Source organism: Actinocorallia longicatena (genome assembly GCF_039534125.1).
Taxonomy (GTDB): domain Bacteria; phylum Actinomycetota; class Actinomycetes; order Streptosporangiales; family Streptosporangiaceae; genus Actinocorallia; species Actinocorallia longicatena.
In genome coordinates this window covers 351036-376539 of sequence record NZ_BAAAUV010000006.1, presented here as the reverse complement: position 1 = coordinate 376539, position 25504 = coordinate 351036, and the positions used below count along the sequence as shown (strand labels likewise).

General features: G+C 72.3%; 27 protein-coding genes. 13 read left to right on the top strand and 14 right to left on the bottom strand.

Annotated features, from left to right (window positions below):
* Positions 1-3: 3 nt before the first annotated feature.
* On the top strand, positions 4-219 hold the full coding sequence (locus tag ABD785_RS15205) for a DUF2277 domain-containing protein (RefSeq protein WP_344828284.1): 216 nt from the start codon (positions 4-6) through the stop codon (positions 217-219).
* Between the two features lie 12 nt (positions 220-231).
* Here ABD785_RS15205 and ABD785_RS15200 read toward each other — a convergent pair whose 3' ends face one another.
* A complete protein-coding gene (locus ABD785_RS15200; protein ID WP_344828281.1) occupies positions 232-873 on the bottom strand; it encodes a hypothetical protein in 642 nt (213 codons plus the stop codon).
* Between the two features lie 117 nt (positions 874-990).
* Here ABD785_RS15200 and ABD785_RS15195 point away from each other — a divergent pair, with 117 nt between their 5' ends.
* The gene (locus ABD785_RS15195; RefSeq protein ID WP_344828279.1) at positions 991-1617 is read left to right on the top strand and encodes a hypothetical protein; all 627 of its coding nucleotides are present in this window, start codon (positions 991-993) and stop codon (positions 1615-1617) included.
* On the opposite strand, the gene ABD785_RS15190 is transcribed toward ABD785_RS15195, so the two are convergent.
* The 5 genes from ABD785_RS15190 to ABD785_RS15170 form a co-directional block, all read right to left on the bottom strand.
* Positions 1566-2693, bottom strand: coding sequence for a hypothetical protein (locus ABD785_RS15190; protein ID WP_344828276.1), 1128 nt, complete (start codon positions 2691-2693; stop codon positions 1566-1568). The genes ABD785_RS15195 and ABD785_RS15190 overlap by 52 nt on opposite strands.
* Before the next feature lie 87 nt (positions 2694-2780).
* The gene (locus ABD785_RS15185) at positions 2781-3473 is read right to left on the bottom strand and encodes an adenosylcobinamide amidohydrolase (RefSeq protein ID WP_344828274.1); all 693 of its coding nucleotides are present in this window, start codon (positions 3471-3473) and stop codon (positions 2781-2783) included.
* Positions 3470-4231: an ABC transporter ATP-binding protein gene (locus ABD785_RS15180; protein ID WP_344828272.1), complete on the bottom strand. Its 762-nt coding sequence runs from the start codon at positions 4229-4231 to the stop codon at positions 3470-3472. The genes ABD785_RS15185 and ABD785_RS15180 overlap by 4 nt, the downstream gene beginning before the upstream one ends.
* Positions 4228-5214: a FecCD family ABC transporter permease gene (locus tag ABD785_RS15175; protein WP_344828269.1), complete on the bottom strand. Its 987-nt coding sequence runs from the start codon at positions 5212-5214 to the stop codon at positions 4228-4230. Before ABD785_RS15175 ends, ABD785_RS15180 begins: the two co-directional genes overlap by 4 nt.
* Positions 5215-5248: 34 nt before the next feature.
* Entirely contained in the window at positions 5249-6121 is an 873-nt protein-coding gene (locus ABD785_RS15170) for an ABC transporter substrate-binding protein (protein ID WP_344828266.1), read from the bottom strand.
* Between the two features lie 291 nt (positions 6122-6412).
* Between ABD785_RS15170 and ABD785_RS15165 the strand changes: the two genes are divergently transcribed.
* Positions 6413-7711 (top strand): threonine/serine exporter family protein, encoded by a 1299-nt coding sequence (locus ABD785_RS15165; protein WP_344828263.1) that lies wholly within the window; start codon positions 6413-6415, stop codon positions 7709-7711.
* Here ABD785_RS15165 and ABD785_RS15160 read toward each other — a convergent pair.
* The 4 genes from ABD785_RS15160 to ABD785_RS15145 are packed head-to-tail and all read right to left on the bottom strand — an operon-like array spanning position 7701 to position 12389.
* Positions 7701-9014 carry an AAA family ATPase gene (locus tag ABD785_RS15160; RefSeq protein ID WP_344828260.1) on the bottom strand — a complete coding sequence of 438 codons (1314 nt, stop codon included), beginning with the start codon at positions 9012-9014 and terminating at the stop codon, positions 7701-7703. The two genes, ABD785_RS15165 and ABD785_RS15160, sit on opposite strands and share 11 nt — an antisense overlap.
* On the bottom strand, positions 9011-10519 hold the full coding sequence (locus ABD785_RS15155; protein ID WP_344828257.1) for a hypothetical protein: 1509 nt from the start codon (positions 10517-10519) through the stop codon (positions 9011-9013). Before ABD785_RS15155 ends, ABD785_RS15160 begins: the two co-directional genes overlap by 4 nt.
* The gene (locus tag ABD785_RS15150) at positions 10516-11616 is read right to left on the bottom strand and encodes a hypothetical protein (RefSeq protein WP_344828254.1); all 1101 of its coding nucleotides are present in this window, start codon (positions 11614-11616) and stop codon (positions 10516-10518) included. The genes ABD785_RS15155 and ABD785_RS15150 overlap by 4 nt, the downstream gene beginning before the upstream one ends.
* On the bottom strand, positions 11613-12389 hold the full coding sequence (locus tag ABD785_RS15145) for a hypothetical protein (RefSeq protein WP_344828250.1): 777 nt from the start codon (positions 12387-12389) through the stop codon (positions 11613-11615). The genes ABD785_RS15150 and ABD785_RS15145 overlap by 4 nt, the downstream gene beginning before the upstream one ends.
* Before the next feature lie 262 nt (positions 12390-12651).
* Between ABD785_RS15145 and ABD785_RS15140 the strand changes: the two genes are divergently transcribed.
* From ABD785_RS15140 to ABD785_RS15120, 5 genes are all read left to right on the top strand, one after another.
* Positions 12652-14100 (top strand): cellulose binding domain-containing protein, encoded by a 1449-nt coding sequence (locus ABD785_RS15140; protein WP_344828247.1) that lies wholly within the window; start codon positions 12652-12654, stop codon positions 14098-14100.
* Between the two features lie 144 nt (positions 14101-14244).
* Positions 14245-15849, top strand: coding sequence for an alkaline phosphatase D family protein (locus ABD785_RS15135; protein WP_344828244.1), 1605 nt, complete (start codon positions 14245-14247; stop codon positions 15847-15849).
* Positions 15850-15948: 99 nt separating this feature from the next.
* Positions 15949-16560, top strand: coding sequence for a hypothetical protein (locus ABD785_RS15130; RefSeq protein ID WP_344828241.1), 612 nt, complete (start codon positions 15949-15951; stop codon positions 16558-16560).
* Between the two features lie 4 nt (positions 16561-16564).
* Positions 16565-16993, top strand: coding sequence for an NUDIX hydrolase (locus ABD785_RS15125; RefSeq protein WP_344828238.1), 429 nt, complete (start codon positions 16565-16567; stop codon positions 16991-16993).
* A gap of 68 nt (positions 16994-17061) precedes the next feature.
* Positions 17062-18069 carry a hypothetical protein gene (locus ABD785_RS15120; RefSeq protein WP_344828235.1) on the top strand — a complete coding sequence of 336 codons (1008 nt, stop codon included), beginning with the start codon at positions 17062-17064 and terminating at the stop codon, positions 18067-18069.
* On the opposite strand, the gene mug is transcribed toward ABD785_RS15120, so the two are convergent.
* The gene (gene mug, locus ABD785_RS15115) at positions 18051-18620 is read right to left on the bottom strand and encodes a G/U mismatch-specific DNA glycosylase (protein ID WP_344828232.1); all 570 of its coding nucleotides are present in this window, start codon (positions 18618-18620) and stop codon (positions 18051-18053) included. The genes ABD785_RS15120 and mug overlap by 19 nt on opposite strands.
* A 113-nt stretch (positions 18621-18733) precedes the next feature.
* On the opposite strand from mug, the gene ABD785_RS15110 reads away from it, so the two are divergent.
* Both ABD785_RS15110 and ABD785_RS15105 read left to right on the top strand, forming a co-directional pair.
* Complete coding sequence (locus ABD785_RS15110) at positions 18734-19060, top strand: hypothetical protein (protein ID WP_344828229.1); 327 nt, start codon at positions 18734-18736, stop codon at positions 19058-19060.
* 54 nt (positions 19061-19114) lie between these two features.
* Positions 19115-19372, top strand: a complete 258-nt coding sequence (locus tag ABD785_RS15105; RefSeq protein WP_344828226.1) for a hypothetical protein — start codon at positions 19115-19117, stop codon at positions 19370-19372.
* 7 nt (positions 19373-19379) lie between these two features.
* On the opposite strand, the gene ABD785_RS15100 is transcribed toward ABD785_RS15105, so the two are convergent.
* Entirely contained in the window at positions 19380-21380 is a 2001-nt protein-coding gene (locus ABD785_RS15100; RefSeq protein ID WP_344828223.1) for a hypothetical protein, read from the bottom strand.
* A 142-nt stretch (positions 21381-21522) separates the two neighbouring features.
* Between ABD785_RS15100 and ABD785_RS15095 the strand changes: the two genes are divergently transcribed.
* From ABD785_RS15095 to ABD785_RS15085, 3 genes are read left to right on the top strand one after another with little or no spacing between them, the layout of a single operon-like run.
* Positions 21523-22062, top strand: coding sequence for a DivIVA domain-containing protein (locus ABD785_RS15095; RefSeq protein ID WP_344828221.1), 540 nt, complete (start codon positions 21523-21525; stop codon positions 22060-22062).
* On the top strand, positions 22059-22337 hold the full coding sequence (locus ABD785_RS15090) for a hypothetical protein (RefSeq protein ID WP_344828218.1): 279 nt from the start codon (positions 22059-22061) through the stop codon (positions 22335-22337). Before ABD785_RS15095 ends, ABD785_RS15090 begins: the two co-directional genes overlap by 4 nt.
* 9 nt (positions 22338-22346) lie before the next feature.
* Positions 22347-23051, top strand: coding sequence for a GNAT family N-acetyltransferase (locus ABD785_RS15085; protein ID WP_344828216.1), 705 nt, complete (start codon positions 22347-22349; stop codon positions 23049-23051).
* Here the strand turns inward: ABD785_RS15085 and ABD785_RS15080 are convergent.
* Both ABD785_RS15080 and ABD785_RS15075 read right to left on the bottom strand, forming a co-directional pair.
* Positions 23038-23685, bottom strand: coding sequence for an O-methyltransferase (locus tag ABD785_RS15080; protein WP_344828213.1), 648 nt, complete (start codon positions 23683-23685; stop codon positions 23038-23040). The two genes, ABD785_RS15085 and ABD785_RS15080, sit on opposite strands and share 14 nt — an antisense overlap.
* Positions 23686-23725: 40 nt before the next feature.
* On the bottom strand, positions 23726-25423 hold the full coding sequence (locus ABD785_RS15075; protein WP_344828210.1) for an ATP-binding protein: 1698 nt from the start codon (positions 25421-25423) through the stop codon (positions 23726-23728).
* Positions 25424-25504: the final 81 nt, after the last annotated feature.

The window sequence follows — 25504 nt, the reverse complement described above, 5'->3', positions numbered from 1 at the left end:
GGTATGTGCAGAAGCATTAAGACATTGCGCCCGCCCTTCACCGAGGACGCCACGGAGGAGGACATGGCCGCCGCCGCGCTCCAGTACGTCCGGAAGGTCTCCGGGTTCCGCCAGCCGGCCCCGCACAACGCCGAGGCCTTCGACGAGGCCGTCGCCGCCGTCACCGAGGCCACCGTCGCCCTGCTTGAGAAACTCCAGGTCAGAGGCGCCAAGGCCTAGTACGCCCAGGGCTCAGGGCTTCCAGTCGAGGCCCTTCGGGCAGGCCGGGTCGGTGAAGGCTGGGTCGGTGAAGGCCGGGTCGGTGGAGGCCGGGTCGCCGGAGCCGCCCTCGGTGGCGGCGGAGACGGTGACCCGCCTGCCGAGGTCGATGCCGCCCAGGTCGAGGGGCAGCTCCACGACCAGGTCCCGGACGACCGCCTGGACCACGGCGTCGATCTTCTTTCCGCCGGCGGTGACCGTCCAGGCGCGGCCCTCCAGGGCCATTCTGGCGGTCGTGCGCCTCCCACCGGCCCCGAAGGAGGCGGTGAAGGTCGCGGGGCCGCTCCGCGGCACCTTGACGGCCAGCTGGAAGGCGACGATCACCCGCTGCCCCGAACGCTCCCAGGTGACGCCCCGAAGATCGGCCCAGGCGGGCGCCCTTCCCCGGGCGACCTCGACGTCGCGCGGCCGGTCGGTGCAGACCAGCGCGTCGGATCCCGCCAGGTAGTTGCCGGGGACCCCGCCCATCCCGCCGTTCCCGTTGCCGTCGCCCGTCTCCGGGACGCTCTCCTCGGGCAGGGGTCCGGCCTCCGGCTTCCCGGACGTCCCGCCGCACGCGGTGAGGGAGGCGGCCAGCAGCGTCCCGAGAACGAGGCGGAAGGGGAGGGAGTGCAAGGAGTGAACCAATCGCCGGTGCTTTAGGGGGGTTTGATGCCCGGAAGCTTATTCCGGTTCCGTCCATGGTCACGAAACTCTTGTGCGGAACGGCCCTCGGACAGCACGATGGTGACCATGGGGCATGTGTCTGCCGGCGGGCTCGGATCCGGACGATCGGCGGGCGATGAGGCCTTCCGCGCCGAACTGGCGGGAAAGGCGGTCTGGAAACTGCTGGTCAAGGGAATCGAGGTCTTCCTGCCCGGCCGGAGCACCTCGATCGGCGCCGTCAGGGTCTCCGACCGTCCCGTGACGCTCCGTGTCCCCGTCTTCGTCAACGGCACCGGTTTCGGGATCCAGCTCCAGAAGCGTCCCGTCGACCGGCAGCCCGAGCGGGAGATCTTCGTCCGGGGCGACCAGGGGCGCATCATCGGGATCGCCATCGCCGGGCCGACCGCCGCGATCGGCAGCAGGGTCGTGGACGCGGGCACCCTGGCCGGTTACGCCCGCAGGCTCGTGTACGAGACCCTCTACGACCCCGCCGACGCCGACTCCGCGGGTCCGGCCGTCCGGGCGGCCAAGCACGTCCAGGACGTGGTCTTCCTCGACTCCGAGACCGGGGTCGGCCTCGGAGTGGAGATCGATCCGGCGACCGGCCGCCCCGTCACCCGGCTGCTCGTGGGGATCAACGGGGCGGGCGTGCTGGTGCAGGCCTATCCGCCGGAGGGCGGCCGGCCCGCCCAGGCCGTCAGGTCCCAGAACTGATGGGCCGGTAGCCCGCTCAGCCGCGCCGCGACCGCCGCCGGGTCGCGCAGCAGCCCCATCTGCTCGAACTCCAGGCTCTGCACGTGGGTGAGGACCGCCCCGACCATGTGCATCCCGTGGACCGGCTCGCGGGTCCTGACGACCACCAGCGGCCCGATCTGGGCGACCGCGCCGTCGGACTCGTAGACCGCCCGCAGCAGCGCCTTCACCGACGCCTCGTCGCTCGGCAGCCGCCGCCGCAGCCCGGCGGAGCCGACGTCCATCGTCAGCGAGATGAGCAGCGCCGTGTACCCGCCGCCCAGCTCCTCCAGGACCCGTCCGGTCAGGTAGTAGCGGGTGAGGGCGTCGTCGGAGTGCTTGAACTGCACCTCGAGGCCGCTGCCGACCACGCACCGCTCGTAGACGTCGGCGAGGACCTCCCGCAGCGCGGGGTCGGCCGACATCAGGCTCCCCGCGACGGTCGTCTGCGGCTCCGCCGGGACGTCCAGCGAGGTGGTGATGGCGCGGTCCAGTTCCCCCGAGGTGTAGGTGAGCAGGTCCGTGACCACGCCCTCGACCTCCTCCAGCGCCTGCGACAGATCGCGCTGGAGGTCGAGGACCTGGGTGCGGTGGTGCTCGAGCTCGGTGATCCGGGTGAGGGCGGCGTCCATCCGGTTGTCGCCCGCCATCAGCGCGCCCGCCACGACCGGGACGGGCGCCGGGGTGTTCTCCATGTCGGCGAGGCGCCCGCGCAGCTCGGCGAGGGCGTCGCGCTGCTTCTCCAGCTCGTGCAGGCGGATGGCCTGCGCGCGGATGTACTCCTCGGTGCGGTGCAGCAGCGAGGCCAGCTCGTCGATCCGGCCGCCGTGCTGGCGGACGCGGTAGTCGATGCCGGGCAGGACCTGCTGGCGGACCTCGCTGAGCTCGTCGGAGATCTGCTGGCCGGTCACCTCGAGGGTCCGGTTCTGGTGCCGTACCTGGGCGCGCAGTTCATCGACCCGATCGACGAACGCCTGCGTCTGATTCTTCGCCTGGCGTCCCGCGTACAGTTCCAGAGCCCCGACCGCCATGCACAGCACCACCAGGGCGATCGTCATCGCGCTCCTCTGGGCGTCGTTCTTGATCCTCTTCTGGTGACTTTAACTCACCTGTCACGTTCTGCACCGTGTGGCGAGATAGCGAGACTAACGGATCGTGCGCAGCCGCGAGGTGTAGTCGCGCGCACCCGCGAGGACCGCCGCGTGGACGGCGCGGGCGATCCTCGCGCCCCAGAGCGAACGGGGTCCGGCGAAGGGTTCCGGCGGCCCGCCGGGCGCCGCGGCGACGCACACGGCGTCGCTGGCGGTGCCGGAACAGTCGTAGCCCGCCTCCAGCAGTGCCTGGGTCTTGGCCTCGGTCACGGTGACGACGGCGTTGACCAGGGCCGCGTCGGTGAGCGCGACCGGGACCGACACCACGATGTTGATCGTTCCGGGCCGCCAGGCGTCCAGCCGCTCGGGGGCGAGCTCGGGATCGGCCGCCCCGGCGGGCGCTGCGGCCCAGGTGGGGACGCGCAGCCCGACCGTGGCGGCGGCCTCGGCCCCGCCGTCCTCGCCCCGGCTGACCGCCCCGACGTCGGCGGCCGTCAGCAGCCCGGCACCGCGCCCGGACAGGCCGAACCGCTCCGCCAGCTCCGCCAGGTGCTCGACCGGGTCCATCCGGGAGTAGCCGCCGGGCACCTGGGCGTTGAGGACCCACGCGGCCTCGCCGATGCCGCCGCCCACGAGCCCCGAGGAGATCATCCGGCGCGGTCCCGGCCGCCAGAGCAGCGCGGGCAGCCGCAGGCCGTCCTCGACGCGGTGGACGGTCTCCAGCCTCAGCGTCTCTTCGGGGTTCATGGGCGCTCCAGGGCGAGAAGGGGGCGTCCGCCGGGTCCGCCGGTGACGGAGACGCGGGCGCCGAAGTGGACGGAGACCAGTTCGGCGGTGAGGACCTCCGCGGGCGGCCCATGGGCGGCGATCCGGCCGCCGGAGAGCAGGACGAGGGAGTCGGCGTACTGGCCGGCGACGGTGAGGTCGTGCAGGGTCGTGACGACCGTCAGGCCGTCGGCGCGGCGCAGCCCGTCGAGGAGCTCGAGGACCTGCTGCTGGTGGCCGAGGTCGAGGGCGGTCGTCGGCTCGTCGAGCAGCAGGATCGGCGCCTGCTGGGCCAGCGCCCTGGCCAGCACGACGCGCTGGCGCTCGCCGCCCGACATCCGGCCGAGCCGCCGCCCGGCGAAGGGGGTCAGGGACAGCCGGTCCAGCACCGAGTCGACGACCTCGCGGTCGCGGCGGCCCTCGCGGCCCAGGTAGGGGATGTAGGGGGAGCGGCCGAGCAGCGCGTACTGCCGGACGGTCAGTTCCTCGGGCAGCGCCGGGTTCTGCGGCGCGTAGGCGACGAGCCGGGCCCGCTCCCGTGGGGTCAGCCGCTCCCGGCCGTCGAGGACGACCTTCCCGGTGGCGGGCAGCAGCCCGGTCAGCGCCTTCAGCAGGGTGGACTTGCCCGCGCCGTTGGGCCCGATGACCGCGACCCAGCTCCCCGCGGGGACCGCCAGATCGAGGTCGTGGAGGATCGCTCGGCCGTCTCTGACGACCTCCAGGCCCGCAGTGGTGATCACTCGGCGGCCTTCCTGGTCGAGCGGAGCACCAGGACGAAGAAGGGCGCCCCGACGAAGGCCGTCACCACGCCGAGGGGCAGCTCTCCCGGGCTGACGACCGTCCGGGCGACGAGATCGGCCAGCACCAGGAAGGCCGCGCCGCCGAGGAACGACAGCGGCAGCACGATCCGGTAGGAGCCGCCCGCGAGCCTGCGCACCAGATGCGGGACCACGATGCCGACGAACCCGATCAGCCCGCTGGCGGCCACCGCCGACGCCGTCGCGAGGGACGCGGCCGCCAGCACGATCAGCCGGACCCGTGCCGCGTTCACCCCGAGCGCGGCCGACTCCTCGTCGCCCACGCTGAGGACGTCCAGGAGGCGTCCGTGCAGCAGCAGCACCGTCACCGAGACGGCCGCGTACGGCAGCATGACCAGCAGCGTGTGCCAGGAGGCGCCGCCGAGCCCGCCGAGGATCCAGGAGTAGACCCGCTGCAGCTCGGCGACGCCCGCCTGCTGCACGAAGGTCTGCACCGCCGCCAGGAACGAGGAGACCGCGACCCCGGCCAGCACCAGCGTCGCGGGGCCCGAGCCCGCCGAGCGGCCGAGACCGTAGGCGAGCAGCACCCCGCACAGCGCCCCCGCGAACGCCGCGAGCGGGATGCCGAGGTCGGGGCCGACCGGCGCGTAGACGATCACGACCGTCGCGCCGAGCCCGGCTCCGGCGGCGGCGCCGAGCAGGTACGGATCGGCCAGCGGATTGCGCAGGACTCCCTGGTAGCCGGCGCCCGCGACGGCCAGCAGCCCGCCGACGGCCGCGCCCATCAGCACGCGCGGCAGCCGCAGCTCGAACAGCAGGTTCCGGTCGATCGGGGCCAGCCCCGACGGCAGCCCGGCGAGCGCCCGCAGCACCCCGCCGGCCGGGAGGGGCACCGCGCCGACGAGCAGCCCGCCCAGCACCGACGCCACAAGCAGGGCGAGGGTGACGGGCAGGCCGCGCCTCACCGTTCCCGCTTCGTCGAGACCACCACGGCAGGGGTCATCCGGCGCGCTTCACCGCGGCCGAGACGGTCTCGACCAGCTCGGGCAGGCGCGGGCCCCAGCGGGAGGCGAGGTCGTCGTCGAGCGCGATCACTCCGTCGTCCCTGACGGCCGTCAGGCCCGCCCAGCCGGGACGCTTCGCTACCGTCGCGGGGGACTGGGCCGCGCCCACCGAGTCGCCGAGGAAGATCAGCTTCGGGTCGGCCTTGACGACGGCCTCGGACGACAGCCTGGTGTAGCCGGTTCCCTGCTTGTCGGCGGCGTCGGCGATGTTGGTCAGCCCGAACAGCGCGTAGACCTGGCCGAGGAACGACTTCGCCGAGACGGTGTCGAGGTCGGTGGTCAGCTCGTGGAAGTAGGTCACGCCCTGCTTCTTCGGCGCCGCGGCGACGGCCGCGTCGATCCGCTCGCGCATCTTCTTCGCCACCTCGGCGGCCTCGACCGAGTGGCCGGTGGCCGAGCCGAGGTCGGCGAGCTGGGCGTAGGAGTCCTCGATCTTCGCGGCGGGCGCCTCGATCCGCACCGGGATCTTCACCTTGCCGAGGGCGGCGACGATGCCGTCCATGTCACCGGAGAGGACGACCAGGTCGGGCTTGTAGCCGATGATGGCCTCGGCGTTGGGCTTGAAGCCCGACAGCTTGGTCTTGGGCGCCTCGGCCGGGAAGGTCGAGTACTCGTCGACCGCGACGACCTGCTTCCCCGCGCCGATCGCGAAGAGCATCTCGGTGGCGGTGGAGGACAGCGAGACGATGCGCTGCGGCCCCGACGGGGTGGACTCGGCGGGCCGGGCGCCCTCTTCCGCGCCGCCGCAGGCGGTCAGGGTGAGCGCGCCGATGAGCAGGGACGCGCCGAGGACGCGGGCGGATCGCATGGAACTACCTCCGGGGTGGTGGCGGAGGCGCGCGCGTCCGCAACCGGGACGGCCCGCCCCTCCGTCGAGGGCTGTCGTCGGCGCGGGGGAAGGCGACCTGGCTTCGCCCCGGGGGGAGCGTCACAGTTGCGGGACAGCGCCGGTCTCACACCGGACTTCGCTTCGCCGCGCGCACCGGAACGCTACCAGCAACTCCCTGACGTGCGGCTCCGCAAAGACTCGCCCAAACGGGGACGGGCGGAGCCGCGGCCGTTCCGCCGCGGCCTAATCTCTCGCCTGGGAGGCGGGGGCTTGCACGAGAAGACCGAGGACGTCACGTCCTATCTGGCCATGGAACTGACGCTCCGGGTCGGGGAGCTGATGCTGGCGGGCGGGGAGTCCGCCGAACGCGTCGAGCGGGCGATCATCCACCTGGGCCAGGTGTACGGGCTGCCCCGGATCGAGGCGAACGTCACACTCGCCGCCATCTCCGTCTCCTACCTTCCGGGCCTGGGCCGCCAGCCGGTCACCGGCGAGCGGATGGTCCGCCGCCGCAGCGCCAACTTCACCCGGCTCGTCGCGCTCCAGCGCCTGATCGGCGACGCGGAGTCGGGGCGGCTGCCCCTCGACGGCGCCAGCGAGCGGCTTCGCAAGATCATCAGTGCGCCGGCGCCCTACCCGAGCTGGCTGCTGCACGGGGCCCTCGCCATGATCGGCGGGGCGGGCGCGATCCTGGTCGGCGGGGGAGCCTGGGCGGCCGCCGCCGCGTTCGCCGCGACCCTGTGCGGTGACCGCACGGGCGCCTGGCTGGGCCGCCGGGGCGTCGCGGAGTTCTTCCAGGTGGCCGTGGCGGCGGCGATCGGCGCGCTGATGGCGGTGCTGCTCGTCGCCGCGGACTCCCCGGTCAGTTCCGGCTCGGTGGTCGTCGGCGTCGTGATCGCCCTGATCCCGGGACGCGCCCTCGTCGCCAGCCTCCAGGACGGCATCGCCGGTGACTACATGACCGGCACGGTCCGCCTGGTCGAGACCATGTTCATCATCGCCGCCATCCTCGCGGGCGTCGGTTTCACGATCTACCTCGGCAACCGGCTGGGCGTCGCCATCTCCCTGAACAACCTGCCCTACGCCCAGATCAAGACCAGCCCCGCCCCGCTGATGGCGGCCGGCGTCATCTCCGCGGCGTTCGCCGTCTACGTGATGGCCCCGCGGACCTGGCTGGTCAGCGCGACCCTCGGTGGGATGGCCGCCTGGATCCTGTTCGTGAACCTCCTGCACCTGAAGCTCCCGGCGGCCGCCGCGACCCTCGTCGCGACCGTCGGCCTCGGCATCGTGGGCACCGGCTACGCCCGCGCCCGCGACGTCCCGCCGCTGGTCGCCGTCCTCCCGTGCCTGACCCCGCTCATGCCGGGCACGCTCATGTACCGGGCCCTGCTGGAGATCACCACCGACCATCCGGGATCGGGCGTCCTCACCCTCGTCGAGGCCGTCTCGACCGCGCTGGCGCTGGGCGCGGGCGTCATCCTCGGCGCCGAGATCCTGCGCGCCGTCATCCCGGTCCGCGACCGGGCGGTCCGGGTCATGCTGCCCGTCACCCGGCGCGTCAGGCGGTGACCTTGTAGTTCTCCAGGTGGGCCAGCACGGACTGGTTGGCCTCCCAGCCGTCGGGGAACTTGACCGGCACGCCGAGGTGGACGGGCCCGGTGGAGGGATGGGCGTCCAGGAGCTCGGGGATGCCCGCGCGGGCGACGACCAGGCAGGCGTGGCGGTGCCGGGAGGCCAGGACGCACAGGCGGCCCGCCTGGAGGTGGAACTCGGTGGCGTCGCGGCGGCCCGACAGCGGGTGCAGCACGACCGTGACGTCGTACTCGCGCCCCTGGAGGCGGTTGGCGGTGTCGACGGTGATGTCGGTGCCGCGCAGGAGCTGCTTGATGGCGGCGACCTGGTCGCGGTGGGCGGCGCCGACGGCGATGCGGTCGGCGGTGACCGCCTTCTCCTCGCCGCCGTCGGTGGCGATCGCGCCGCGCTGGAGTACCCGCACGGCCAGCGCCGCGGTGGCCTCGACGGCCTCGCCGTCGGTGCGGATGGTGTGCCGGGACGGCAGCTCGTACAGCGCCCAGCCCGAGGCCGCGGCGATGTCGAGGGCCTGGTCGTGGACGCTCATACCGGTCGCGCCGTAGTGGAGCAGCCGGTCTCCGTGTTCGGTGCCCGCCCGGAACCCGGTGTAGGGGTAGAAGGCGTCGGAGACGACGGGGGCGGCCGAGGGGGGCAGCCGCCAGGAGACCGGGAGCCGGTGGACGGGCAGCTCGGGATTGTGCGCGAGCAGCACCGAGACCGCCGACTGGGTCGGATCCCAGGACTGGCCCGCCCAGCGCTCGGCGTCGACCGTCGAGAACGGGTCGAGCTGGCCGGGGTCGCCGACGAACAGGGCCCGTTCGAACCGGCGGGCGATGCGCAGCAGGGCGTCCGAGCGCATCTGGTAGGCCTCGTCGACGATCGCCCAGGTCCAGGTGCCGTCGGACAGGGTCGCCCACTTCGCCGACGTGGCGATGACGATCGGCGCCTCGGACAGCGCGTCGGCCTTGGAGTTGATGAGGACGTTCGGCAGCCGCACCCGGTCGGAGGCCTTGTAGTCGGCCGCCGAAAGCCGTCCCACCACGAGCTGCGGCGCCTTCACCGACAGCCGTTCGATCAGGTCGTCGACCTGCTCGTTGGTCTGGGCGACGATCATCAGCCGCTCGCCCGCACCGGTCAGGTGCAGCGCGGCCTTGACGACCAGGGTCGACTTCCCGGCACCGGGAGGCGAGTCGACCACCACGCCGCGGTGCCTTCCGCTGGTCAGGTCGTCCAGGACGGCCGTGACGACGGCGTCGGCGAGCGCTCCCGGGCTTCGTCCGGGGAGCCTGAGCACACTCACGGGAGCTCCTTGGCGGGGGCGGGGACCTCGATGATCTGCGCGGACATCTCCTCGGTCACGACCTCGGCCGGTGCCTCGTAGGGCTCGGGCGGGCCACCGTGGGTCCAGGGGGTCTCGTCGGCGTCCGGGAGGGTCGAGCCCGGCCGGAACTCGTCGGCGAAGGTGGTGAAGCAGACGGCCTCGCCGAGCTCGGGGACCGTGCCGAGGGCGGGCTTCTTGGCCCGGCCCATGCCGTCCTGGAGCTCGACGAGCACGCCGTCGGCGCCGATCTCGCGGACGATCGCCTTCTGCTTGCGCGCGGCGTTGTGCAGGACCGCGCCCGGCTCGGCGCGGAGCGCGTCGGTGGTGGAGATCCGCAGCAGCGGGCGCGGCCGGTCCTTCTCGTTGACGTGGTCGGGATCGGCCCACACGACGTCCCCGGCGAACGCCTCGCCGGACAGCCGGTGCTCGGCCATGATCAGCGGATCGTCGAGGGCGCGCTGGACGGCGTACCGGGAGGCCTGCCCCTCCAGCGAGGCCAGCCGGCGCGCGGCGGCGACGGCGCTGTCCTTGCGGGCCTGCGGCACCCCCTCCTCCATCGAGGCCTCGAACAGGGAGAACGACGTGCGGTCGCCCTCGAACCTGGCCGTGACGCTCCCCGCCTCGGGCAGCGCCCGCAGCAGATCGATGCCCTGCCACATCAGCTCCCACGTGGGCTCCACCTGGGACAGGATCGCCTTGCGGATCCGGTCGGCGGCGTGGTCGCGCCCGGGGCCCTCCTGAGACTGGTCGTAGGAGGCGATCAGCGGGGCGAGCACCTCGTTGTCGAAGGAGGGGTCGGTGGAGGGGCCGGCGGGCGGCTGGACCAGCGGGTCCTCGGCGTCCTTGGCGGCCTGCGGGCCCGTCCGGCCGGGCGGCGGGTCGATCCAGCCGAGCAGCGCGGCCAGGTTGCCGTCCTCCAGGGCGCTCTGGCCGGTCGCCCAGTGCGTCGACAGCAGGTCGGTCATCGCGCACAGGACGCTGGAGCCCGGATACTCCGAACGGTCGGAGAACCAGGTCAGCCAGCGGCCGAGCAGCGGCACGGCCTCGGGCACCGGCCACTCGCCGCCGGTCTGCCGGAACCGGGTCGAGCGGCCCAGCAGCCGCAGGAACTCCATGCCGGGACGGTTCGGGACCAGCAGCTGGGGGGCGTCGAGGAAGCGCTGGAAGGGGTCGTCGTTCTTGCGCTCCACGCTCTCGACGCCGACCTGCCTGGCGGCGATCTCACCGAGCACGGCCTTGGCGAGGTCGCCGAAGAAGGCGAACCGCAGATCGCGGTTGCGCGGCTGCGGAGCGAAGATCAGCTGCGGCTCCCGCCGGGAGGTCCCGACCAGCGCGGCGAGCGGGGCGGCCGCCTCGCCCGCCATCTTCAGCGGGACGATCACGAGCGGTTCCCCGGCGAGCCGGAAGTGCCGCCGGGTGGCCAGCGGCTGGGCCCTGCCGGTCGTCAGCGCCTCCATCCTCGCCAGCGCGGACATGAGGCTCATGAGAGCACCTGGCGGCGCAGGCGCTCGGCCCGGCGGAGCAGGGCGGCGATCTCCTCCTGGCCCTCGGCGGGCTCGCGCTCGCCCCTGGCCAGCTCCAGCGTCTCCTCGACGGTCGTCACGCCGCCGACCTGGTCGCGGATCTGCCGGCCGAGAAGGTCGGTGGTACCGCAGGCCAGAGCCTCGCTGCGGCAGTAGAACGCCAGGTCGCACGAGGACATGCAGTGGGGCGCGTACCGGGCCTCGACGGCCGCGAGCGCCTCGGGCAGCCGCTCGTCCAGCTCGAAGGTGATGTCCTCGGGCAGGCCGTCGAGGACCTGCTCGATGCGCGTCATCCGGACGAGCTGGCGCCGGATCACGCTGATCTGCGGCCGCACGTCGACCAGGGTGGCGGTGGGCCGGTTGGAGAAGTTCTCGGGGCAGACCAGGACCACCTCGTGCGAGACGAGCTCCTCCGCGGCGCCGAGCTCGCTGAGCATCCGGCGCAGCGCCAGCACGTAGACGGCCGCCTGGCGGGCCGCGGAGGCGACCTGCTCGGCGTCGGCCTGCCCGTCGATGACCGGGAAGGACTTGATCTCGACCACGTGGAAGCGGCCCTCGAGCTTGAAGGCGATCACGTCGGGCTCGAGGTAGACCAGGTGCCCGCCGACCTCCAGGCGCAGCAGCGGATGGTCGAACAGCGTGCCCGCCTCGTCGCCCTCGACGGCCCGCTTCAGGAGCTGCTTGGTGCGCGCGTAGCGGACCTCGCGGGTGTCGTTGCCGCCGACCGACTCCAGGTCGTCGTAGGAGGCCTCGGGCACCGGCAGGTTGAGCTTGTCTCGTAGCAGCCCGTAGAGCTGCGCGCAGCCGTCGGCCTTCACCTGGGCCTCGAACACGTTGCCGCGGGTGATGGCGAACTGCGACTGGCCGAAGATCATCGGCTGGCCGACGTGCCGGGCGATCTCGCCCTTGTCGGCCCCGGCGGCGTCCAGGAGGCCTCGGCGCAGGCAGCCGGGGTTGGTGGTGAGCGCCGCGATGGTACGGGCGTCGTGGTTGCGCGGCGGGGTGTCGCCGCGCAGCCGGTCGAGCCGCGCCTGGACGCTGCTGAGTGGTGTCGTCATAGGTGAGTCCCGGTGGCACGTGCGCTCGACAGGCGGGCGCCGAACAGTTGGGTGGGCAGGTCGAGCTGGCGGGCCGCGCGGTCGGCGGCCTGTTCGCGGAAGGCGGTGTCGTCGGTGAGGTGCACGTCGAGCTCGGCATGGGCCGCGGCCCGCACCCCCGACACCTCGACCGCGCCGTGCGGTCCCGTGGCGCGCGGGATCCCGGCGGCGAACCGCCACAGCAGCCGCTTGGCCGCCGCGTTGGGCTCGGCGTCGAGCCGCTCCAGCTGCTCGGTGACGCGCAGCGCCGCCGTCAGGAAGTCGACACGGGGGCTGAGCGGTCCGACCACGCGGGTGGACAGCGCCCAGGTGCTGACGGTCAGCAGCCCGCGGGCCGGCGCGAGCAGGTCGGCGGTCAGCGCGGCGCACAGGTAGAACGGCCGGGTGTTGGGCGCGGACCGGAAGGAGCGCTCCTCGTCCCTGCGCAGGCTGGTGAGCTGGCTGGAGGCCAGTTCCCCGGTGAAGAACGCCTCGTGCACCGAGAGGATCAGTTTGGGCGCGGCCGGGACGCCCAGCAGCGTCAGCGCGTGGTGTACCTGGTCGCGCACCGGGATGACACGGGCCTGCTCGGGAACCGCGGGGGCCATGACGGCCGCGTCCCAGGCCTGCTCGGTGCGGCGGAGTTCGGCCCGCAGCTCCCTGGCCCGCATCCGGTCGCCGTCGGCCACGGCGCGGCGCACGTCGGACCTCAGGTCGGAGATGCGCTGTTCCAGCAGGTCGGGGGAGTCCGGCATGGCGCAGACAGTACCTGAAGTTCCCAGGTGTTCCAGGCTTTTCCAGCAATCCCTGGCGTGTCGTCAGTCCCACGCGGCGTAGTGACCAGTGGTAACAAAATGTCTCAGATGTGGACGCCGAAGGTTTGACCAATGGTCAATGCGCTGTCCCCGTAAAAGCGCTGGATCCCCCTATCGACAGGGGTTCTCGGGGCATGTCACCTTGTGTGCGCCCCTTCCGAAAATTACCACTGGTAAGATTCGGTTCTTGGAAAGGACCCCCATGAAGTCCCGTCCCAGCACCAACCGGCTGCGTTTCGCGGGCGCGGTGACCGCCGCCGTCGGCCTCGGCTACGCCGCCATGATCGCCCTGCCCGCCCATGCCGCGGGTGAGGCGCTGACCGTGCAGTACCGCACCAGCGCGACCGGAGCCACCGCCGACCAGGCCGAGCCCTGGTTCAAGGTCGTCAACACCGGCAACGTCCCCGTCGCTCTCAGCCAGGTGAAGATCCGCTACTACTTCAAGGCCGACGCGGGCTCCTCCTACGTCTACGCCTGCTCCTGGGCGGTCAAATCCTGCTCCAACGTCACCGGCGCGTTCGGGACGCTCTCCAGCCCGACCGCCACCGCCGACCGCTACCTGGAAGTCGGCTTCGGCCCCGGTGCCGGAAGCCTGGCCCCCGGCACCGACACCGGTGACATGCAACTGCGCTTCTACCGCTCGAACTGGCAGACCCTCACCCAGTCCGACGACTACTCCTTCAACGGCGCCCAGACCTCCTACGCCGCCTGGAACAAGGTCACCGCCACGGTGAACGGCGCGGTCGTGTGGGGCACCGCCCCGGCGGGCAACGACCCGACGACCCCGCCCACCACGCCGCCGACCACCCCGCCCACCACGCCGCCGACGACGCCGCCCGTAACGGGGGCGACGCTGTTCGACGACTTCAACTACTCCACCTACAGCGACCCGGCCATCGACGCGCACGGCTGGAGCGTCCGGTCGAACGCGGGCGGTCCCGGCGTCCCCGGCGCGACCTGGGCCCCGCAGAACGTCACCTTCGCCACCGCCAACGGCAACTCGATCATGAACCTGGAGACCTCGACCGCGGGCACCGGCGAGTCCACCAAGCACACCGAGGTCCTCACCAAGGCCCTCAAGTTCAAGAACGGCACCTACGCCTCCCGGGTCTTCTTCTCCGACGCCCCCAAGTCGGGACCCGACGGCGACCACCTGGTGCAGACCTTCTTCACCATCAACGCCCTGAAGGCCCCGATGGCCGACGACTACGCCGAGTACGACTTCGAGTACCTGCCCAACGGCGGCTGGGGCGAGCCGTCGAACATCATGTACGCGACATCGTGGGAGACCTACAACCCCGACCCGTGGAACGCGGTCAACCAGCACACCGAGGGCCGCCAGTCCTACGCCGGCTGGCACGACCTGGTGCTGACCATCGACGGCTCGGCCATCACCTACTACATCGACGGCCAGCTCTTCGGCACCCACTCCTCGGCCTACCTGCCCGAGGCCCCGATGTCGATCAACTTCAACCAGTGGCTGATCGACCTGAACGGCCAGCCGGGCAGCAGCCCGCGCGCCTACGACCAGAAGGTCGACTACGTCCTGCACGTCAAGGACCAGGTGCTGACCCCGGCCCAGGTGGCGGCGGAGATCGCCTCCTACCGCTCGGCGGGCACCACGTTCGTGGACACGGTCCCGAACGGCTAGGTTCCGGCACCCTCCCGGGTGAACAGGACAGGGACGCCACCGGTGACCGCCGGCGGCGTCCCGGCGTTACAGCGGTGAACTCTCGATGGCCTTATGCGGACTCTTCTGTCGTCGGGGGCCGAAGGCGAAATACCTTCGGCATTTGTGACGACATTCAACAGGCGTGACGCGCTGAAGCTCGGCGGCGCCGGAGTCGCGGCGGCCGCCCTTCTGCCCGGCGCCGCGCACGCCGCCCCCACCCCCTCCTTCCAGCACGGGATCGCCTCGGGCGACCCGCTTCCCCACGCCGTCATCCTGTGGACGCGCGTGACCCCCACTCCCGAGTCGCTCCCCGGCTCGGGCAACGGCCCCTCTGTGCCGGTGGACTGGCAGGTCGCGACCGACGCGGACTTCACGGCGATCGTCGCGCACGGCACGGTCTCGACCGGCCCGGGCAGCGACCACACCGTCAAGGTCGATGTCGCGACGCTCGCCCCCGACACCGCCTACTACTACCGGTTCCTGCTCGACGGGGCGTCCTCGCCGGTCGGCCGGACGCGCACGGCCCCCGCGTCCGGCGCCGACGTCGCGGGGCTCAAGTTCGGCGTGGTCTCCTGCGCGAACTGGGAGGCGGGCTACTTCGGCGCCTACCGGCACCTCGCCGCGCGCACGGACCTGTTCGGCGTCATCCACCTGGGCGACTACACCTACGAGTACAAGGCGGGCGACTTCAGCGCGGGCGGCAAGATCGTCCGCCAGAACCTCCCGGCGAACGAGACGATCACGCTGGCCGACTACCGGCAGCGGCACGCCGCCTACAAGACCGATCCCGACCTCCAGGCCCTGCACGCCGCCTACCCGTGGATGATCGTCTGGGACGACCACGAGATCGCCAACGACATGTGGTCCGACGGCGCGCAGAACCACGACCCGGCCACCGAGGGCCCGTTCGCCGCCCGCAAGGCCGCCTCCCGGCAGGCCTACCACGAGTGGATGCCCGTCCGCTTCGCCGCGGGCGACCTGCTCTACCGGACGCTCCGCTTCGGCCGCCTGACCGACCTCGTCCTGCTCGACCTGCGCAGCTACCGCTCGGAGCAGACCAGCGGCGTCGCCAACGACGACCCGGCCCGCACCATCACCGGCGACGCCCAGATGGCCTGGCTCAAGGAGAAGCTCTCGGAGAGCGAGACCCGCTGGCGGCTCGTCGGCAACTCGGTGATGGTCAGCCCGGTCGCGGTCGGCGCGCTCGCCACCCGGGTCCTCGGCCCGCTCGGCCAGCTCCTCGGCATTCCCGAGGGCGGCTACCCGATCAACGGCGACCAGTGGGACGGCTACTCGGCCGACCGCAAGGAACTGCTGAACCACCTGCACGACAACAAGATCACCAATGTCGTCTTCCTCACCGGGGACATCCACACGAGCTGGAGCAACGAGGTCCCGCTCGACGCGGCGACCTATCCGTTCTCGCCGTCCGTCGCGACCGAGTTCGTCGTCCCGTCCGTGACCAGCGACAACATCGACGACATCCTCAAGGTCCCGGCGCGCACCGTCTCGGTCGCCGCCGAGGGGCTGCTGTCCGCCACCAACCGGCACGTCCGCTGGGCGGAGCTCGACTCGCACGGCTACGGGGTCCTGGACGTCCGCCGCGAGCGCACCCGGATGGACTGGTTCTTCCTGTCCGACCGCACGAGCCGGACCGCGACCTCGGCCCGCGCCGCCGGTTTCGAGACCCCGTCGGGTTCGCAGAGGCTCAACCGCGTCTGGTTCTGACCCGTCCGGTACCGGCCCGTCCGGGCCCGGGTCCCGGCCGGGCCGGGCCGGGACCCCGGTCCCTGGCCGCCCGCCCGCCGCCCTTCCTACGGTCGGCGGGTGACCCGATTCCTTCCCCGTGGCCGCTGGGCGCGGGCCGCCCTGCTGACGCTCTCGCTCGTCCTCGCCTGGATCTGCTCCGGCGTGACGCTCGCGCTGACCCACTCCTGGTCGTGGCTGGTCGCCGCGCCGTTCATGGCGTGGATCGGCTGGCTGCCCTTCCAGCTGTGCCTGGCCACCGACCGCGGCGAGGACGAGCGCCGCACCTGGCCCGCGTGGACCGCCTTCCCGTTCGCGCTCGCGCTCATCGGCACCTCCTATGCCGTGCCGGGCGACTGGTACCTGCGCACCTACGGCGAGGCGACGACCGGCCGCGTCGTCTCCTCCTCCTGCCTGGAGACCGAGTCCGGCTGCCTCTACCGCTACAAGCTCGCCGACCCCGCCGGAACCCTGCTCAAGGGCACCTACGACGACACGGCGGAGCACGAGGTCGGCAGCGAGATCCGGGTGACCGTCGACCCGGGCGAACGGGTCGCGCCGCGCCTCACCGAGGACCTCGGCACCCGCTTCTTCGAGACCGCGACCGCCGTCTGCCTCGCCGCCTGGATCGCGGTCGCCGTCGCCGCCTGCGCCACCGCGGACCGACGGAAAGTCCGCCTTGTGAAAGGCTGACCGGGTGACCGATGAGATCAGAAAGCAACTCAGGGTCGGCTGCTACGGCATCCTCGTCGAGGACGGGAAGCTGCTGCTGTCGCGGTTCATCGGGGGGCGCGAGCCGATCTGGATCCTGCCGGGCGGCGGAATGGACCACGGCGAGCACCCCGAGGACGCGGTCCTGCGCGAGCTCACCGAGGAGAGCGGCTACACCGGTGAGGTCGTCCGCCTGGTCGGGGTCGGCTCGCTGCACAACCCGCGCCGGGAGTGGGACGGCGAAGTCGTCGACCACCAGACCCTGCGGATCCTCTACGAGCTGCGGCTGACCGGCGGAGAGCTCGTCTACGAGGTGGGCGGCAGCACCGACAGGGCCGAGTGGTTCCCCCTCGAAGCCCTGCCCGAGCGCGGCGACTTCGTGGACGAGGCGTTGCGGATGTGGCGCGAGAAGTAGCGCGACCGAACATCCATGCGATAGAACAGAATGGCGAGTAGTAGCCGTCGATCCTTCGGGGGAGAGCCTTGACCGCCGTCCTGGAACCGCCGGTCATCCTGGTGAAGCAGCCGGTGCCGCCACCGGTGGACCAGGTGCCGGTCCGGCCGCCGGTCGAGCCCGCGAAGCCGGCCGTGCTGATGAACCCGCCGGTCGCCGTCCGGCCCGATCCGGTGCGCCCGGTGCCCGCGCTGGCGGAGCTGGAGGCGCGGCGGCTGGTGCTGGAGGCCTGGCGCGAGGCCCGGCTGAGCAGCCCGTCCGGGCGGGTCCACTTCCTGACGACCATCGACACCTGGCTGAGCCGCGGCTGGGGCCTGGCGTTCTACGCCGTCGGCGCCCATGTCACCGTCTACAGCTGCGGTCATCCCGACGCGCTGCTGCCCCGTCCGCCGCGCCGTCTGGCCAGGCCCCGGGGCGCGGGCCGGCTCACCGGGCTCTACCTCGGCGAGCCGCTGTTCCCCGGGGACAAGAGCGACTACCAGGTGGGCGGGGTCAGGGAGACGGGCGGTCTGCCGTTCGTCTCGGAACTGGCGATCGGCGTGCACGGCGACGATCTGCACCTCATGCCCTACGACGAGGCGCTCGACGGGGTGCGGAGCGTCGAGGCGGCCTTCACCGCCCGCACCTACGGTGAGGCCCGCGATCTCGGCCTCGACGTCGACGACCGGCGCCGCTGCCTCGACTACTACGTGCAGCTCGTCTGCCGCGCCCACGAGGACGTCGACGAGCAGTTCCTGCGCGCCCGTTCCACCCAGGACCTCTGGAAGGCCGTCCGGCCCGCCGACGACCAGCCGTTCGACCTCGACGAGCACCCCTGCTACGGCGAGACCCTGTGGCGCCCCGTCCCGACGGTCCGCGGACCCTGGGTCGACGCCGGTTTCCGGGAGCGCTTCGGCACGGTCGACCGCGACTGGCGCACCGGCCTGGAGCGCCTGCCGGGGGAGCACGCCAACGACGTCCTGGCCCACCTGCGCGACCACGGCTGGTCGGTGGCCCGCGACGACGGACTCTTCGCCGCCTACTGGCCCGACAGCTGATCGTCCAGTGAGCTCGCCCGCAGCCGGGCGAACTCCGCCGCGATCCGCTCGAGGTTCCATCCCGCGTTGAGGCCGCTCGGGTTCGGGAGGACCCAGACGAGGGTGGTGCCGATGGTGTCGTCCTGGGGGCCGATCGCGGCCTTACGCCTACCGAACGCCGTTCGGTAGGCGGTGACCCCGGCGACGGCGAGCCAGCGCGGCCGGTACTCCTCCACCAGGGCGACCAGCCGCCTCCCGCCCTCCGCCAGTTCCTCGGGGGTCAGCTCGTCGGCCTTGGCCGTGGTCCTGGCGGCGAGATTGGTGATCCCCAGCCCGTAGGACGGCAGCAGCCCCTGTTCGGAGGGGTCGAGCCGCCGCTCGGTGAAGCCCGACAGCTCCAGCGCGGGCCAGAACCGGTTTCCCGGACGCGCGAAGTGGTGTCCGGTCGCCCCCGAGTACAGCCCGGGGTTGATGCCGCAGAACAGCACCAGCAGCGGGGCTCCGGGGGCGGGCAGGAGATCGGGGATGACCGTGTCCTGCGCGGCCTTCAGCTGGTCTGGGGTGGGCTTCACAGTGGATCAATCTACGCGAAAGCAAACTATGTAGCTCTGGGTAGTTCTCTCATTACTCTGAGTGGGGTACCTATCGAGATGTGCGTATCCGGCGGCTTCACCGACCAGCCCTGATGCTGGTTGTGATCGTCGGGCTGCTCCTGCAGCTGGGACCGGGAATGCCCGCTTCCGGCGAGGTGCGGACAGAGGCCTCGGTCGTCGTCCTCGCGGACGGCGCCCAGGATGTTCCCGCCGTGCCGAGGGAGGAGACGCCGTTCGCCGTGCCGGGAGCCAAGCCTCTCAAGAGGCCGCTCACGCCCGCTGCCCTGTTCGCCGTGGTGGCGCTGGTCCTGCTGGCGTTCCGGATCGCCCGGCCCGTGCCGAGGCGGCACCGGACCGGCCCGGCGTCCATCACGCCCGGAGCCGTTCTCCTCACCCGCATCTGCGTCTGCCGACCCTGAGCGCTCCCGCTCACGCCAGGGAACCGGAAGACAAGCCGATGAAGGGTTCATGAGATGACGACGATCGTCGTGCGGGTCGAGGCGTGGTCCTACGCCTGCCGCACCTGCGCCCACTCCTGGGAGAGCGTCTGCGAGGCGAGGCACTCCGAGGGAGGTCACGGACGCGACGCGGTGAGCTGGTGGACCGACGGGATGGCCGCCATGCCGCCCTGGGTCGCTCCGGCCTGCCCGTCCTGCTCAACCTTCGGGGTCACCGCGGTGACGTCCAAGATGATCTCGGACCAGCTGGTCCCGGAGCAGCGAACCGCCTAGGCGGATCCTAGTTGGTCCGTGTGTTGGGCAGGTGATCGCCTACGTAGCCGATCCAGATCCTGCCGGTGGGGCCGCCCGCGTCGTCGTGGAAGTGGATGCGCGGCGCGGGCGTGCCCGTCTTGCGAAGCTTGATGTGGGCGGGCATGAAGAGCCGCCCCGCCGGGTCGACCTCGACCGGCACCGGGAAGGTGCGCGGCTGGGCGAACTTGTCGCGTCCCGCCACCGAGTCGGACTCCTTCATCGCCAGCAGCGCGGTGGAGATGACGCGGCGCCCGCCGCTGGCCGACAGGCACCAGTCGCGGAAGCCGCCGTGGAACTCACCGGCCGAGCGCGCCCGGGCGTAGTCGTCCAGGGCCAGCAGCGCGTCCCAGGTCTTGCCCGCCCAGACCTTGCACAGCTCCGGATGGCCGAGGTCGAGCAGGCCCGCCTCGTGCATCGTGTCGCCGATCCTGACGTGCTCCAGGCTCTCGGCCGCGTGGTGCAGCGCGTCGACGAGGTTCCTGGGCGCGAACGGCTCCTCGGCCACGACCTCCGCCGGCGCCGCGGACCGTGCCGCTTCCGTCGCGAGCTGCCTGACCTGCTCGGCGAGCCGCCGCTCCCGCGTGGTGGCCTCCGCGAGGTCGCGTTCCAGCGCCACGTGCGCCGCCCGCAGCCGCTCCACCTCGTCCTCGAGCCGCTCGGTCTCCGACTCGGCCTCCTCGCGCCGGTAGACCGCGCGCCTGCGGTCCTCGCGCGCCTCCTCCAGCGCCCGGCTCAGCGAGGCGATGTGGCTCGTCATCGTGCTCATCTGCCGGGACAGCTCCTGCGGATCCCCGCTGATGAGGTCGAGCGTGCTCTCCAGCTCGCCGTGGACCCCGGCCACGACCGTTCCCGCGACCGTCTCGGCGAGCCCCGCCAGCCGGTCGGCGACCCGGTCCGCGACGGACTTGGCCAGCTCGTCGAGGTCGATCGCCGGAAGCACCGGGACGGGCGGCGGCTCCGGCATCGTGATCCGCATGACCGGCATCTCCGGCTCGGGCGGTAGCGGATCGGCCTGCCGGGGTTCCGGAACCTGGGTCCGCCGCTCGGCCATCGCCATCATCTTCAGATACAGATCCTGGTCGACATGGGCCGACCGGACCGGCCGGGGCCGTGCCGCCGCGGCCAGCGCCTCGGGGCGCTCCTCGCCCTGCACGATCCGGCCGACCAGCCGGTGGGCCTCGCGGAGCTCGTCGGGGAGTTTCAGCGGAGCCGTCTCTCCGATCACGTAGCCGGCCGCCCGGTCGAGCGCCCGCACCCCGTCGTCGCGCAGCATCCGGCCGCCCATCACCCGGTGCCGGTCCGGATAGGTCTCCGCGCCCGGCTTCAGCCCGGTCAGGTAGGTGCGGATCCCGCCGCCGTAGACCGCGCAGTCCCCGCCGACGCTCTCGTTGAAGCGGTCCTGGGCCCGCAGGTCCGACAGCCACACGACCTGGGCGACCCCCGCGACCCGCGCGGCGAGGTGCTCGGCGTTGGACCGGGCGGCGGGGCCGTTCTTGGAGTCGGCCGCGACGACCACGATCGGCACCCGGCGGCGGTGCTCGGCGAGCTCGCCCACCAGGTAGACGACGCCGTCCTCGTCGTGTTCCTCCGCGGCGCCCGTCACCTGGACGCCCCCGTCGGTGACCCGCTCGGTGGCGAGGTAACCCGGCACGAAGCCCGGCGCGTAGGCCTCGATCGGCTCGCCCGCGTACTGCTCGACGGTGATCACGACCCAGCCGGTCTGGTGCTCGACGGACTGGGCGTAGGTGACCCTGGTCCGGAGCGAGCCGTCCTCGAGCACGAAACGGCCGCAGCCGTTGCGCGCGTTCAGCGAGGCGCGCAACGGCACGCCGCCCGGCCCCTCCGCGGCGGACTCCACGTGGGGGCTGATCGGGATCTCGGGGAAACCGAGCCCCGTCAGCCAGGTGCTGACGGAACGCCGCAGCCGCTTGGCCAGGGTGGGGCCGGGATCTCGGAGTACGGCCTGGTAGAGCCTGGTGGTCGGCATATTTCCAGTGACGGGTGGCGGGGACGGGAGGTTCCAGAAATCCTATGGCCTTTGCCGGGCCGCCACCCGGTACCTTCCGGGATCGGCAAAGAACGCGGGTGTCAGCGGGGCACGTCACCGATTGATCATTAGCGTGCGCGGCATGGAAGATCAGGCAGAGTTCGGGATCCGGATGTTCGGGTACTCGCGCCGCGAGGTCGACGCGTTCCTGAAGGAGGTCCGCAGGGAACTGCACGAGCAGTCGGGCGGATCAGGAGAGGTCCGCGTCCTCACCTCCTCGCCGAACGGGGAGGGCGCCGTCGCCCGGATGCTGCGGATGGCCGCCGAGAGCGCGGGACAGCGCGGTGCCGAGGCGGCCGAGCAGGCCGAGCGGACCGTCCTGGCGGCCCGGGAGATCGCCGACCGGATCGCGGTCGAGGCCGAGGAGCTGAAGCGGCAGGCCAGGGCCGACGCCGACACGATCCTCGCCGAGGCGCGGCAGCGCGCGGTCGACCTGGAGCAGCGGGTGTCGGAGAGCCTCGACCGCGAGGTGCGGCAGCGCCTCGGCGACCTGGCCCGCACCCACAACCGGCTGGTCTCCGGGCTCTCGGGCATGCGTGACGTCCTCGTCGACGTGCTCGACCGCGAGGCCGAGCAGGGCCCGCTGAGCGCGATGGTGCCGAGCCAGCTGAGGACCGGATGAGCGAGGGCACCTCCCAGCCGTCCGACCTGATGATGCTTCCGGTCGTCTTCCTGGCCGTGCTCGCCGTCGCCGCCGTGGTGTTCTGGCTGATGGGCCGGTTCGGGCCGCGGACGCCGGTCGTTACGGCCGTCCCGGAGCCGCCGCTGCCGCGGCCCGCCTTGCCCGACGCGCTCACGACGCTGCGCGAGGCCGGCGTCGACACCGACGCGCTGCTCGGCCCGTGGCTGGCCGGGGCGCGCACCGGGCACTCCGGACATGATCACGAGGAGCGGTAGGCTCCCGGGATGAACTTCGACGCCCTGGTCGACGAGGCCTGGCCGAGCTTCGAGTCGGTGCACGTCGGAGACTGGAAGGTCCGCTTCGCCGGGGGCGTCACCAAGCGGGCCAACTCGGCGGTGCGGACCGGGCCGGCGGAGACCGGGCCCGGCGAGCTCGCCGAGATCGAGCGTCTGTACCGCGAGCGCGGGATGCCCGTGGTCTTCCAGCTGAGCGACCCGGGCCTGGACGCGCTGCTCGAGGAGCGCGGCTACGCCCTGGCCGACCCGACCTTGCTGATGACCCGGGATCTGGCGTCCGGGCCGGTCGAGGCGCCGGGGGAGGGGCTGCCGATCACCGAACGGCCCTCACCCGGATGGATGGACGTGTGGTGGTCGGTCGACGGCCGCTACGCCGACCAGCTCCCGGCCGCGGAGCGGATCCTCACCGGGGTCGCGGCGCGGTACTGCGGCACCGGCGGTGTCGCGGTCGGCCGCTCGGTCCCGCAGGACGGGATGCTCGGCGTCTACTGCATGGCCGTCCGCCCCGAGGCGCGCCGCCGCGGCCTGGCCCGGCGGGTGCTGCGGACCCTGCTCGCCGACGGGCGCAGGCTCGGCTCCTCGCACGCCTATCTGTGCGTCACGGAGGAGAACGCCGCCGCCCGCGACCTCTACCTCGGCGAGGGCTTCGAGATCGTGGGCGGCTACCGCTACCGGGTGCTCACCTCTTCCTGACGATCGTGACGCCGTCACGCAGCGGCAGCATCACCGACGTCACCCGGGTGTCGGCGGTGATGGCGTCGTTGAGGTCCTTGATGGCGAGGTCGGCCGCGTCGCGGGCGTCGGGGTCGACGACCCGCCCGTCGCGCAGGACGTTGTCGAGCGCCAGGATGCCGCCGGGCCGCAGCCGCTTCAGCAGCTCCTCGTAGTAGACGGGGTAGCCGGTCTTGTCGGCGTCGATGAAGGCGAAGTCGACCGGCTCGTCCTCGGGCATGGCCCGCAGGCTGTCGGCGGCCGGGCCGAGCCGCAGCTCGATCCGGTCCTCGACGCCCGCGCGCTTCCAGTAGCGGCGCGCGACCGAGGTCCACTCGTCGCTGACGTCCAGGGCCAGCAGCCGGCCCCCGGCGGGCAGCCCGCGGGCGATGCAGATCGAGGAGTAGCCGGTGAACACCCCGACCTCGACGGCCAGCTTCGGCTCGACGAGCTGGACGAGCATCGTGAGGAACTCGCCCTCGTCGTGCGAGATCTGCATCCCGGACTCGCCGGGCAGATGGGCGTGCGTCTCCTCGGCGAGATCACGCAGCACGTCGTCGGCCGCGGTCGAGTGGGCCAGAAGGTAGTCGCTGATCAGCGGATCGATGAAGGCCATGCCCCCCACCCTAATTCCGCCCCCGCCGATCTTCGAGGTTCTAGATCGCGCGATCTTGCTGGATGCGGAGCCACTCCCGGTGGAGGTGGAGGATCGTGGCATGGTCGGGCATCGGTTCGAGACGGGACCTGCCGAAGGTCCTGACGCCCTCGACGAGGCTGTAGCCGGGGGCGATCGGGTCGGTCTCCAGAAGCAGGATCGAACGGTCGGTCAGGCTCGCCAGCAGCGGGGGGAGGTCCTCGCGGGGGAGGACCTCGTCGCAGCAGACGAACTCGACGGCCGTCAGGTCGAAGGGGCCGTCGAAGACCGACAGGCGGGCCCACAGCAGCCGCTCCTTGGGGCTGCACAGCTCGTGGCTCCAGCTCATGCCCTCGGTCAGGAGGGCGAGCTCGTCGATCGGGACCCCCGCCAGCTTCTGGGCGGCCCGTTCGATCGTGAGCGGAAGGCCGTCGAGGGAGGAGCTCACCCCGCGGATCGTCTCCGGCTCGGAGATGGGGTAGCCCGCCTCCTCGACGCGCGCGACCAGCAGGGCGAGGGCGTCGGCCGGGTCGAGCGGGCCGAGCGGCAGCGTCTTCTCGATGATCAGGCCGAGCGGCTGGCGCGCCGTCGTCAGCACCTTCAGCCCGGGGGCGGCCCGCAGCAGCGACTGGATGAGCGTCGCGCAGTCGGCCATCACGTGGTCGCAGCCGTCGAGGACGAGGAGCATCTCCCGGTCGGCGAGTTCCAGCAGCGACACCGTGCCGGTGATCATGTCGGTGAGCATCAGGGGATCGCGGAGCCCGGACAGGTCGACGTGCCGGACGCCGTCGGGGAAGTCCTCGGTGAGCTGCGGGGTCACCTCCTTGACCAGCGCCGACTTCCCGGCGCCCGGCGGACCCGTGACGGTGACGATCCGGTGCTCGGACATGAACTGCTTCAACGTGTCGAGTTCGGTCTCGCGTCCGGCGAGGCCGAGCCCGGACCAGGTGCTGACCGGCGGCTCCGCGGCGAGGTCGGGCGGCACGACGACCGGTTCGACGACCGGCTGGGCCGGGGTGAACCGCGCGACGGCCAGCGCCACGGTCCGGCTGACGGTCCCGAGCAGCGCGTCCCTGATCTTCTCGGGGGAGGAGGGCAGGGAGTCGGGTTCGCCGGGAGAGGCGTGCTCCTCGGGCGTCAGGGTCAGGCCCTTGGTGCCGAGCATGAGCAGCGATCCGACCGGCACCGGATGGAAGAGCGTCTCGTAGAGGCCGACGCCGGTGCCCAGCGGGGGAGAGGGCCGCGGGTCGAGCAGTTCGGCGCGGCCGTCGGCCTGCACCAGGATCGGCGTGACCTGGCCCGCGCTGGCCAGCCGCAGTTCCCCGGTGCGGGGATCATGGACGGCGTACACGCAGGTCACCAGCAGCTCGCCGGTGGGGTCGAGGTCGTGGGCGAGCATGTCGAGCCGGGCGAGCAGCAGGTGCGGCGGAAGCTCGACCGAGGCGGCCAGCGCCCGCAGCGCCATCCGCATCCGCAGGAGGTGGACCGACCCGGCGACGGTCGCGCCGTTGACGTCGCCGACGGCGAAGGCCGTCCGGTCCTCGTCGAGGGCGAAGGCGTCGCAGAAGTCGACGCCGAGGGCGGAGCGCTGCCGGGTGCCCAGCGCGATCGACAGTCCCGGCCTGCTGAGCACGTCGGGTGGGGCGAACTGGCGCGCGATCTCCGCGACGAGCTCCTCATCGGGGTCGAGGAAGGTCTCGTCGAGCCGCTTGTCGTCCACACCTGCCTCCCGGTCGCGATTTTCCGAGAGTAACCCTCGCGATCGGTGGGCGTCAGCGGAATGGAAAGCCGGGGAGACCCG